13 protein-coding genes are annotated in these 11,207 nt (G+C 34.7%); all 13 read left to right on the forward strand.

The window, feature by feature from the left end; all coding sequences use genetic code 11:
• Positions 1-53: 53 nt before the first annotated feature.
• A complete protein-coding gene (locus ACSVDA_RS21925) occupies positions 54-488 on the forward strand; it encodes a BrxA/BrxB family bacilliredoxin (protein WP_485886123.1) in 435 nt (144 codons plus the stop codon).
• Positions 489-611: 123 nt separating this feature from the next.
• Positions 612-1,409 (forward strand): class I SAM-dependent methyltransferase, encoded by a 798-nt coding sequence (locus tag ACSVDA_RS21930; RefSeq protein WP_485886142.1) that lies wholly within the window; start codon positions 612-614, stop codon positions 1,407-1,409.
• Between the two features lie 177 nt (positions 1,410-1,586).
• The gene (locus ACSVDA_RS21935; protein WP_214481198.1) at positions 1,587-1,721 is read left to right on the forward strand and encodes a YuzL family protein; all 135 of its coding nucleotides are present in this window, start codon (positions 1,587-1,589) and stop codon (positions 1,719-1,721) included.
• A gap of 444 nt (positions 1,722-2,165) precedes the next feature.
• Positions 2,166-2,768 carry a YpjP family protein gene (locus ACSVDA_RS21940; protein ID WP_485886125.1) on the forward strand — a complete coding sequence of 201 codons (603 nt, stop codon included), beginning with the start codon at positions 2,166-2,168 and terminating at the stop codon, positions 2,766-2,768.
• A gap of 375 nt (positions 2,769-3,143) precedes the next feature.
• Positions 3,144-4,379, forward strand: coding sequence for a dicarboxylate/amino acid:cation symporter (locus ACSVDA_RS21945; protein ID WP_485886127.1), 1,236 nt, complete (start codon positions 3,144-3,146; stop codon positions 4,377-4,379).
• Positions 4,380-4,563: 184 nt separating this feature from the next.
• Positions 4,564-5,274, forward strand: coding sequence for an anthrax toxin lethal factor-related metalloendopeptidase (locus ACSVDA_RS21950; RefSeq protein ID WP_485886144.1), 711 nt, complete (start codon positions 4,564-4,566; stop codon positions 5,272-5,274).
• A 10-nt stretch (positions 5,275-5,284) separates the two neighbouring features.
• Positions 5,285-5,797: a dihydrofolate reductase gene (locus ACSVDA_RS21955; RefSeq protein ID WP_485886128.1), complete on the forward strand. Its 513-nt coding sequence runs from the start codon at positions 5,285-5,287 to the stop codon at positions 5,795-5,797.
• 232 nt (positions 5,798-6,029) lie between these two features.
• Positions 6,030-7,301 (forward strand): threonine ammonia-lyase IlvA, encoded by a 1,272-nt coding sequence (ilvA, locus tag ACSVDA_RS21960; RefSeq protein WP_485886130.1) that lies wholly within the window; start codon positions 6,030-6,032, stop codon positions 7,299-7,301.
• Positions 7,302-7,457: 156 nt separating this feature from the next.
• Positions 7,458-7,652, forward strand: a complete 195-nt coding sequence (gene tatA, locus ACSVDA_RS21965; RefSeq protein WP_485886146.1) for a twin-arginine translocase TatA/TatE family subunit — start codon at positions 7,458-7,460, stop codon at positions 7,650-7,652.
• Positions 7,653-7,967: 315 nt separating this feature from the next.
• The gene (tatC, locus tag ACSVDA_RS21970; RefSeq protein WP_485886132.1) at positions 7,968-8,732 is read left to right on the forward strand and encodes a twin-arginine translocase subunit TatC; all 765 of its coding nucleotides are present in this window, start codon (positions 7,968-7,970) and stop codon (positions 8,730-8,732) included.
• 283 nt (positions 8,733-9,015) lie between these two features.
• Positions 9,016-9,657, forward strand: coding sequence for a nitrite reductase (locus tag ACSVDA_RS21975; RefSeq protein ID WP_485886134.1), 642 nt, complete (start codon positions 9,016-9,018; stop codon positions 9,655-9,657).
• Between the two features lie 57 nt (positions 9,658-9,714).
• On the forward strand, positions 9,715-10,035 hold the full coding sequence (locus ACSVDA_RS21980; protein ID WP_320210134.1) for a metal-sensing transcriptional repressor: 321 nt from the start codon (positions 9,715-9,717) through the stop codon (positions 10,033-10,035).
• Positions 10,036-10,052: 17 nt separating this feature from the next.
• Positions 10,053-11,207: heavy metal translocating P-type ATPase (locus tag ACSVDA_RS21985; RefSeq protein WP_485886136.1), on the forward strand; the 1,155-nt coding region annotated here is incomplete at its 3' end.

Below are 11,207 nucleotides of genomic sequence, written 5' to 3' on the forward strand. Positions count from 1 at the left end.
ATGATATGTACAGTATTCTTTAAGCATCGGAATGTAATTGGAGGGAATTGTTTATGTCGATGGCTTATGAAGAATATATGAAACAAATGGTTAAACCGATGCGTCAAGAGTTAGTCAGTGCAGGCTTTACTGAACTATTGACAGCTGAATCAGTTGAAGAATTTTTAGATGAAGCACACGGCACTACCTTAGTTGTAGTTAACTCGGTATGTGGATGTGCAGCAGGGCTAGCTAGACCAGCTGCAACGCAGGCTGTATTAAATAATGACAAAAAACCTGATCAGCTTGTTACAGTGTTTGCAGGTCAAGATAAAGAGGCTACTTCTAAGATGAGGGAGTATTTTGTCGACCTCGAGCCATCATCACCATCAATGGCTCTACTGAAAGGGAAAGAAGTGGTACATTTTATTCCCCGTCATGAAATTGAAGGTCATGCGATGGAACAGATTATGGAGAACTTACAATCTGCTTTTAATAAAACATGTTAAGAGGATGTCTATATGACGTCCTCTTTCTATATGTTACGTGAAAGCACACTTAATATTATTTGTTAATTAACGCTTACAACTATTTATGAGATTTTACTGAAGAATTAATAATAGGTGATGACATTGATTGCAACAACTGGTGGTCGAACAGATGAAAATGGTATTTTACTTGCAAAAGAAGTAGCGAGGGATTTAAAAATCCCTTATGTTAATAGAAATAAATCGTCTTTAAAGGAATTGAAACACCACTATAACCAAGATGTGCTAATGATAGGTAGAAATAGACTAGAAATACATCCTATCACTGCGAATGAACCGGTGTTTTTTCACCCTAACTCAGCTATGTTCCGTTTAAAACGCATAATGATAGGACTTGATGACCCGTTTCTTAGAGCTGTACAACTTTCAGAAGGAATGACTTTTTTAGATTGCACTGTTGGACTAGCTTCTGATAGTATTTTGGCAAGTTATGTAGTTGGTAGGAGCGGAAAAGTTGTAGGAGTTGAAGGAAATCGTTATTTAGCATATTTGGTTAAGAGAGGGCTACATGAATGGAACTCTCAATTATTAGAAATGAACAATGCTATGAAATGGATTGAGGTTGTTCATTACAATCATTTACTATATTTAAAAAATTGTCCGAGCGATTATTTTGATGTCGTATATTTTGATCCAATGTTCGAAAAAACGATAACCGAATCAAACGGTATTAATAGCTTAAAACATTTAGCAGTTTATTCAGAAATCACAGCGGAAGTGTTATCTGAAGCAAAGCGCGTAGCAAAACGAAGAATAGTGTTGAAGGATCATTATCAAAGTAACACGTTTGACAAGTTTAATTTTATCGTAGAAAAACGAAAAACAGCTAAATTTCACTTTGGCTACCTTCATGCCAGTTCTCATAGTGATAATTCAAAATAGTGTTTTTCAATATCGTTATAGCATTGTAGCTTATGTTTATGTCTTTGTACGATAAACAACAATCAAAGTGCAAACAGCCTTTGGTTAAAATCAACAAGTACGAGGTTTGGTTAAATAAATTGCTGTTCGAATGAAATTAGTTAAGTAGGTTAAAGTATACAGATGGAGGTGATTATAGTGTCCAAAAAACGTAAGAAAAACCCTGCAACGATCGGTCTAAGCTCTCCTGATGTAGAGGGGCAAGGGACTACTTCAGCTGAAACTGGAAACTATCAGAAAAGTTCAGCTCGAAAGAAAAATAAACAATCATAAGCGAAGTTGGGTCGACTCGTCATACATTTGAGTCGACCCAAAACTCTATTAACATCAGCTGCCTCTATGTTAGTTTGTTTACCGGTTATCTCTTTACTGCTATAAGATTTTTTAGTGAATAAGTTAAAGTTGAACTTGCAGTTGATTTTTAGTATATGAAGGGTGTTTTTATCGTATTATCACAAAGTTAGTCAGTTATGTTTAAATAAGTTAAAAACCCTAATGTGATAATGGATAATACAAAATAAACAATATCATTTTCCATACTTGAAACCTCCTCTCCACATATTATTTGTGCTATAATATTTATTAATACATCGAACTTGAAATTTAAATATTTATGCTACTAAACTCGTATTAATATATTATGATCATTATGTAGAATAATAGAATGAAAACATTTACATAAAAGTAGATTTATTTAAAAAGGAAGGAAGAATTACAATGCCACTGTGGGTGAGAAAAACACTTGTCATCTTAATCACAATAAGTACATTTGGGTTAATAACTCCACCACCATCTTTAACAGTCCCAGTTTCTAAATCCAATGACACATCGAAGCAAGATTTAGTTAACCCTGATCTGACAGCTGAAGATGATGAGCACCTATTCCAGTTAGAGGTTGAAGAAGATGAGCAGAATAGGCAACAATTTATAGAAACGACGATGACTGCTGTTGAAGATAAGTCGTTTGAGAAATTTGGACAAAAAATTGGTCCTGTTATCGAGGATGAATTCCGTCTAGCTGTATTACCCAAAATAGAAGAAGTAATACTAGATTTAACTAATCAATACCCAGATTATAAATTGCATAACTTATCCATCACAGAAAGTCCATCTGGTGGCTATGGAGAAAAAATATTTAACATATATGATAATGAGAAAAATAAGGACCTTGTTCGTTTTCATGTGAGAAGGGATCAACCACCTTTGGAGGGATATTGGTTCAATTTTCACTACCATACGTATCTAGATACATTCCAAACACACAACGATTTAGGAAGTATATATTGGGACAAAAATACCCCACCACGGTGGAGAACCTAAGGCTGATTTATACGTTGCTTTTAAAAAAGCAACGTATTTTTTTGTTTATTTTGTTATATTAAAAAACTATTTAGGAAACTAGTATTAAATATGATTCAGGTGAAAAGCTACTTTCTTGATGGATAGATATTCATTTTTTAAGCTGGATTATTTAGTAGTTTATTATACTTGAGTAACAAAGTTGCTTGATTGTAACAATATGGATCGTGATTTCGACAAAATATTATTTTTTAGATCATAATATTTTGATAATTGACAACAATCGTTCACATGTATTAAAATAAAAAAGCAGCATGAAGACTTTGGTATCCTCATCTTCATAAGTATTATTACCCTATAGTTTTTAACACAACAAAGTATTAAAGAGGTGAAGTTATGTCATTAACAAAAAAAATATTAATTGGTATGGCATTAGGTATTTTCGTCGGGTTAGTTTTCAATATCGGAATTCCTCAATGGTTTGACGCAGCAGAAACTTACATTTTAACTCCACTCGGTAAAATCTTCATTGGCTTAATTAAGCTATTAGTAGTGCCTATTGTTATTATCTCACTAATTTTAGGAACTGCTGGAATAAGTGATCCTAAAAAATTAGGACGAATCGGTATTAAAACAGTTATCTTTTTCTTAATTACTACTTCTATTGCACTAGTAATTGCTTTATCTGTAGGTAATATTCTACAACCAGGTCTAGTAGATGGATTAACTATAGGTGAAGATACAGAAGTAGAAGCAAAAGAGGCACCGCCGGTTATGGATACATTAATCGATATCATTCCAACTAATGCATTTCAAGCAATGGTTGAAGGAAACATGTTGCAAATTATCTTTTTCTCTATTCTAATTGGTTTTGCTATTACACAGCTTGAAGGAAAAGTACCTTCTATTAAAAAGATTATTGAAGAATCAAATAGCATATTAATGTTCTTGGTAGATGTTGTTATGAAGCTAGCTCCTATCGGTGCATTCGCACTTATAGCGGTTGCGATAGGTGGACAAGGGTTTGATGCGATTGCTGCGATGGGTAAATATTTCATTGCTGTACTATTAGCTCTATTCATACATTTGTCAATAACATATGGTTCAGTTATATTAGTTCTTGGTAAAATGAATCCGATTACTTTTATTAAAAACTTCTTACCAGCTATAGCTGTTGCTTTTAGTACATCGAGTAGCTCAGCTACTTTACCAGTATCAATGGAGACAGCTCAAAAGAATTTAAAAATACCTAAGAGTATTAGTGGTTTCGTTCAGCCATTAGGTGCAACAATCAATATGGACGGCACAGCGATCATGCAAGGGGTTGCTACAGTATTTATTGCCCAGCTTTACGGTGTAGATCTTTCAATGGCCGATCTAGCTACTATCGTATTAACAGCTACATTAGCTAGTATCGGAACTGCAGGTGTTCCTGGTGTTGGAATAATTATGTTAACGATGGTACTAACATCTGTTGGATTAAGCTTAGAGGCAATTGCACTCGTTCTTGGTGTTGATAGGTTACTTGATATGACAAGAACAGCAGTTAATATTACTGGAGACGCTGCATGTGCGAAGTTTATCGCTAAATCAGAAGAAAAGCATGAAGCAAGTAATGCTAAAACTGCATAAACCAAAATAGCCAACCTAATTATTAGGTTGGCTATTTTTATGAAAAAAATGTTTAAGTAGTTCACCTTCTCATTTCCATAATTTAATAGAGTTTGAGCACACCCTCCACTGAATGATATATGTTACACTAAGATTACATATATATTACACTAGAATTTCAAGTTGGGGGGAGGCATCATTGAACATGATGAAAAAAATGACGCTATTATTATGTATATTTGTCCCTTTCCTTACGATCCCTTCCTCTGCTAATCAATATGGAGTACTACTAAAAAACTATCATCCAATAAATGATATGACAGTTGTTCAACAACTATCAAACTATGAATATATTAAAGAGATTCTACTACTTCCGAATGAGGAATTTGACGAACGAGCAGTTCTTAATATAATACAATCGCTTAACCGAATTGATTCTGCAATAATGCAGAAATTAGTTAATAACAAAGTATATGTAAAATTGTTTAATGGTTCGATTGTTAATGAACCATTTGCTAAACACTTAGCAGGTGTGAGACCGAGAGGTTATGTGGATACTGACATGAAGTGGGATAGTGTTCCTGGAATGGGAGGAAACTACGTCGTTCTTGTAAAAATAGGACATAGTGATAAAGGGCAAGGTCACGGTTCTCACAACCTTGAATTGCACGAGTTAGCGCATTCGATTGATGCGATTGTTTTTGATAACATTAGACATAGTATGGAGTTTTTGGCAGCTTGGAATTCTGAAGTGTCTACCATATTTCCTAATCAACCATATTTTAATGATTATCCGGAAGAATTTTTTGCAGAAGCTTTTGCTATGTACTATACAAGTGATGAAACGAGAGAGCTTCTTGTGGAAAATGCCCCGTTAACAGCGAAATATATACGTAGCTTACGATTAATGAAATGAGGAAATTTAGATGTTATCAATCATTGTTGCATTTGATAAAAACCGTACCATTGGAAAAAACAACAGCATTCCGTGGCACCTTCCTAATGATTTATCACACGTTAAACGTATAACGATGGGTCACATATTAGTTATGGGAAGAAAAACATTTGATTCTATAGGAAGACCGTTACCAGGTAGAAAAAATGTGGTTTTAACGAAAGATCGAAGTATAGAAATAGAAGGTGTTCAACTGATTCATACAATCGATGACATCTTTCGTATTGAAGAACAAGCTAACACCGAGGAAGTATTTATTTTCGGTGGTGAAACACTGTATAAGCAACTATTTCGATATGTCGATAAGCTGTATGTTACATTTGTTGATGCTACATATGCAGGAGATACGTATTTTCCTTTTATCATTTCTGATGATAACTGGTATTTGAAATCAAAGACAAAAGGTTTGAAGGATGAAGATAACAATATAGACTATTATTTCTTAACTTATGAACGTAGGAGAAGTGAAGAAGTAAAAAGGTAAAAAGTGCATAATAAGCTTTGCTGCACCTAATACTTTGAACAGGTGCGATTAATGATGTCATTTCCGTTAATCATTATGACAAACCCAAGTATAATTGCATGTTTTTATTGTTGGTGATAAATTTAAAATATTTTCTGAAAACATATTTCATTTTAAATATTTCATGATATAATGTTCCAATCACAACATTAACGTATTAAAGTAATTATTACTTACAGAAAGGGTTTGTATAATGAGCCAACAAGTTAAACAACAAGTAAAGCGTGTTCAACTCGAGGATATAATGATCGCCCATCAAACATTGAAAGATGTAGTAACTCATACCCCTTTACAGCGCAATGAAGTCTTATCAGAAAGATTTGATTGTAATATATATATAAAGAGAGAAGATCTACAGATTGTCCGTTCTTTCAAAATTCGCGGAGCGTATAATTGTATCAAACATTTGTCAAAGCAAGAGTTGGAATCTGGAATTGTATGTGCAAGCGCAGGCAATCACGCTCAAGGAGTTGCATATTCTTGTAGACATCTTGGTATTCATGGCAAGATATTTATGCCATCAACAACTCCAAGACAAAAGGTATCACAAGTAGAGCTGTTTGGAAAAGAGAACGTTGAAATTATCTTAACAGGTGATACATTTGACGATGCTTATGAGGAAGCCATGACATGCAGTAAATTAGAGAATAGACCATTCATCCATCCATTTGACGATATGAACGTTATTGCTGGTCAAGGTACTGTGGCAGTAGAACTATTAAATGATTGCGATGAATCAATCGACTATATTTTTGCTAGTATTGGTGGTGGTGGTCTCATTTCGGGCATTGGTACTTATGTAAAGAGCATTTCACCGCAAACAAAGGTCATTGGTGTTGAACCTGAGGGGGCTCCTGCCATGGTTGTATCTCGAAACAAGGGGGAAGTGACCACTCTTGATACAATTGATAAATTTGTTGATGGAGCTGCTGTGAAAAAAGTAGGTGATACGACGTTTAACATAAGTAACGCTGTTGTAGATGATGTACTGTTAGTTCCTGAAGGGAAAGCTTGTACGACAATCCTTGAATTATATAATGAGAATGCTATTGTTGCTGAGCCTGCAGGCGCATTACCAATTGCAGCATTGGATTTTTATAAAGACCAAATACGTGGGAAAACGGTTGTTTGTGTCATAAGTGGTGGTAATAACGATATCGGAAGAATGCAAGAGATTAAAGAACGGTCTATGATGTACGAAGGCTTGCAACACTATTTTATTGTTAATTTTCCTCAGAGAGCTGGGGCGTTAAGAGAATTTCTAGATGAAGTGTTAGGTCTAACTGACGATATTTCAAGATTTGAATATACGAAAAAAAATAATAGAGAAAATGGACCTGCATTAGTAGGTGTTGAATTAAAGCACAAAAACGACTATAAACCATTAATAGAACGTATGAACAAAAAAGGTTTTGCATATCAAGAAGTGAAAAAGGACAGCAATCTTTTTCATTTGTTTATTTAACTGTTTACTTTTCTGTTAAAAAGAAGATTTTATGAATATAAGTAAATATGAATTTCTTGTGAATAATCTCTGTTTCTCATCCATTTTTGTTGGAAATAATAATATAATTTAACTAAGCTTTTCATGAAATATATATTGGAAACAGGGGGGATGAACATGCTTACAAATATTGGGGTCCCGGGTCTTATACTTATATTAGTAATTGCTTTAATTATATTCGGTCCTAAAAAACTTCCTGAAATTGGGCGATCTTTTGGACAAACGCTGAAAGAATTTAAAACATCTACTAAAGAATTGACTAGCGATGTGATCGACGAATTAGAAGAAGATAAAAAGAAGAACGCGACCTGAAGTTCCATACATTAACAAATATTAATTAAGGTTATTTACTGATGATTTATTCGTAATCCATGTATTTCTTCTATAATATTGGTGACAATCGCATAAACCTCTTCTAGCTGTTCTAGCCTGAGCAGCAATAAAGGTAACGATAAAGACCTTAAGAGGGTGGCTCATAGTAAAAGGATTAGATTTCGTAGCCTCTATATATTGTATAACCTTCCAGGTGGCGATACCTATATACAACATATAAAGGATTGTGAAGAAGATCCTTCAGGGGTCACCCTCTTGAAATGTGGATGATGAAACAGAGGCGGGTGTTTGGAGATGAAAGATCAAGAGATGAAGCTGGTAGACCACTTAGATGAGCTAAGGAAACGACTACTTATTACAATGGTGGTTTTTATCATTTTTTTTGTTCTAGCATTTATTTTTGTTAAAGATATATATAATTGGCTTGTAATGGGTCTAGACCCATATAGTATTACGTTAGTTATATTAGGTCCAAGTGAAGTATTATGGGTTTATTTTACAATTGCTGGAATATTAGCGATTGCTTGCACAATTCCGATTTTGGCTCTACAAATATGGCTATTCGTAAAGCCAGCGTTGAAGCCTTATGAGCGGAAAATAACACTTTCATACATCCCAGCTTTATTTATTTTATTTATTATAGGTTTGTGCTTTGGCTATTTTGTTATACTTGACGTTGTTTTCGGCTTTTTAACAAGCTTAGGTGAAGAAATGTTTGATACAATGTTCACGGCAGAAAAGTATTTTCAATTCGTCTTAACGATGACGATCCCATTTGCCATCTTGTTTGAGTTACCTGTTGTAGTTATGTTTTTGACGAGTATAGGCATCATCAATCCATATGTTTTGCAAAAGGTACGAAAATACGCTTATTTTGTTTTAGTTATTATTTCAGTTACTATTTCACCACCTGACTTTATTTCTGACTTCTTAGTTACAATTCCTTTACTATTTTTATATGAATGTAGCATAATACTTTCGAAAATTATATACAAGAAAAAGCAGAAGAAAGAAGAGCGAGATCAAGTAGATATGTTGTCAAATGAAGTTGCAAAATGACCTCTCAGAGGTCTTTTTTTGGTTCTTTTCGTAAGGCTACTTTCTTAAAGCTTGCTAGTTCTTAGCTTAGAGTGTTAAATTATCTATTAATAAAACAAACTTAATTTTATCATTAACAACGATGACGCGTATTATCAACCTAATTACCCTAATGCTGTTAGAGTGTTTCGCGTTATCGAAAATAGCTATAATAAAAACATTGACAATTACTGTAGGGGGGTATAGTATTATGAGTGTAAATATGATACTTTAACATATTGAAAGATTGGAGAGATACTGAAATATGACTAAAGGGAAATTAATCACATTAGCTGTCAACGGCGGTGTAGGCTTCGGTGCAAAACTTACCTCCAAACAATTAATGGTGCTTGCTAAACATATTGGGGAAGATAGTGAGGTAGAGCTTACAACCTTTCAACAACTTTATATAGACATTGCAGAAAATGAAGTTGATGCAGTTGTCGCGGATTTAGAGAACAATGGATTTTCATGTTATCCAGTCGGTATGTACGTAAAGAGTCTACGAACTTGTAATTTTTGTAAGGGCGCTGAAGAAGAAGGAATGCCTGTAGCTATCGAACTTAATAATCGTATTGCTGGGAGAGAAGTACCATTTCCAGTTCGTCCAGCATATACAGGGTGTCAAAATGCTTGTGGTGAACCACTTATGAACGATATTGGCGTTATAAAAAATAAAGATAGCTATGATCTATACATTGGTGGTAAAGCAAAAGGCGTTGATGCAAAAGTAGCAAAGCTTTTTAAATCCCAACTTACGCCAGAAGATTTATATACCACAATAGACGATATATTAGCAGTATATCAACAACAAGGCAAGAAGAGAGAGCAATTTGCAAAATTTATAGATCGGGTAGGATTTAATCAATTATTACATGAGGTCGAAGATAGTCTCGAAAAAAGCTGATTATTTGCTTGACATATACCTTACAGGGGTATACTATATAACTAAGAGGTGATCACAATGGATAATGATTGTCATGTTAGTGATGAGGGGAAAATGCTTGCGACACCCCGAAGTGATAAAGAAAAGGATCAGTTAATAAAGCGTCTAAAAAGAGTAGAAGGACAGGTTCGAGGTATTCAAAAAATGGTTGAAGATGATCGTTATTGTGTTGATATTCTTATCCAAGTTTCAGCGATCAATTCTGCTTTGAAAAATGTAGGGTTTCAATTATTAGAACGACATGCACATCACTGTGTATCTGACGCTATAAAAGAAGGTTCAGGTGATGAAGCAATTGAAGAGTTAATGAAAGTAATTAAACAGTTCTCTAAATCATAAATATGGGGATGATCAATATGAGCGAGCAGAGTCAATTAGTACAAAACCCGACCCAAAACCAGATGAAATTGGGGATAACAGGGATGACTTGTGCCGCGTGTTCCACACGAATTGAAAAGGTCTTAAATAAAATGGACGGTGTGGAAGCGAATGTAAATTTGGCGATGGAAGCTGCAACGGTTAAGTATAATAGTGATACAGTGAAGCCAGAAGATGTAGTGTCAAAAATTAATAAACTCGGCTACGGTGTACAGACTGAGAAGGTAGATCTTGATATATACGGCATGACATGTGCTGCCTGCTCCACACGAATTGAAAAAGTAGTAAATAAAATGGACGGTATTGAAGCTGCAACGGTTAATTTGACAACTGAATCAGCGGCGTTATCGTTTCAACCAGGTGTAGTTAGTGTTGATGACGTTATTGGCAAAATTCAAAAGCTCGGCTATGATGCTAAAGTGAAGGAAACAAGAGAAGAAAAGGCATCTCATAAAGAGGAAGAAATTAAGGAAAAGAAAACGAAACTATTCATTTCTATATTATTATCGTTACCACTTCTTTACTCAATGGTCGGTCATGCACCGTGGGATCTTGGGATACCGATGCCATCATTTATTATGAACCCTTGGTTTCAATTTTTACTTGCTACACCAGTTCAGTTTTACGTCGGTTGGCAGTTTTACGTAGGTGCTTATAAATCACTTAGAAATAAAAGTGCGAATATGGATGTACTTGTGGCGCTTGGAACGTCAGCAGCTTATTTTTATAGCGTAGTTGAAGCATTAAGAACGCTAGGTAATCCACAGTATATGCCGCATTTATACTTTGAAACGAGTGCAGTTCTCATTACACTCATCTTAGTCGGTAAACTATTTGAGTCATTGGCAAAAGGTAGAACGACGGAAGCCATTTCAAAATTGTTGAATTTACAAGCGAAAGAAGCGACTGTCATAAGAAATGGCGTTGAAACGAAGGTTCCGATTGAGCAAGTTGTCGTTAACGATGTCATTATCGTAAAGCCGGGTGAAAAAATCCCTGTTGATGGGGAAGTCATTGCTGGACGATCTTCAATTGATGAATCAATGATTACTGGTGAATCAATTCCAGTCGATAAAACTGAAGGAGATCGTGTGATTGGTGCTACGATTAATAAGAATGGTACGATTCAAATG

Source organism: Cytobacillus sp. Hm23 (assembly GCF_051842895.1).
In the GTDB taxonomy this organism is placed as follows: domain Bacteria; phylum Bacillota; class Bacilli; order Bacillales; family SM2101; genus Nanhaiella.

Coding starts and splice junctions, on each gene's coding strand:
- ACSVDA_RS21980 (WP_320210134.1), top strand. CDS start 9,715: ATGGATAATGATTGTCATGTTAGTGATGAGGGGAAAATGCTTGCGACA.
- ACSVDA_RS21975 (WP_485886134.1), top strand. CDS start 9,016: ATGACTAAAGGGAAATTAATCACATTAGCTGTCAACGGCGGTGTAGGC.
- ACSVDA_RS21940 (WP_485886125.1), top strand. CDS start 2,166: ATGCCACTGTGGGTGAGAAAAACACTTGTCATCTTAATCACAATAAGT.
- tatC (WP_485886132.1), top strand. CDS start 7,968: ATGAAAGATCAAGAGATGAAGCTGGTAGACCACTTAGATGAGCTAAGG.
- ilvA (WP_485886130.1), top strand. CDS start 6,030: ATGAGCCAACAAGTTAAACAACAAGTAAAGCGTGTTCAACTCGAGGAT.
- ACSVDA_RS21950 (WP_485886144.1), top strand. CDS start 4,564: ATGATGAAAAAAATGACGCTATTATTATGTATATTTGTCCCTTTCCTT.
- ACSVDA_RS21925 (WP_485886123.1), top strand. CDS start 54: ATGTCGATGGCTTATGAAGAATATATGAAACAAATGGTTAAACCGATG.
- ACSVDA_RS21955 (WP_485886128.1), top strand. CDS start 5,285: ATGTTATCAATCATTGTTGCATTTGATAAAAACCGTACCATTGGAAAA.
- tatA (WP_485886146.1), top strand. CDS start 7,458: ATGCTTACAAATATTGGGGTCCCGGGTCTTATACTTATATTAGTAATT.
- ACSVDA_RS21945 (WP_485886127.1), top strand. CDS start 3,144: ATGTCATTAACAAAAAAAATATTAATTGGTATGGCATTAGGTATTTTC.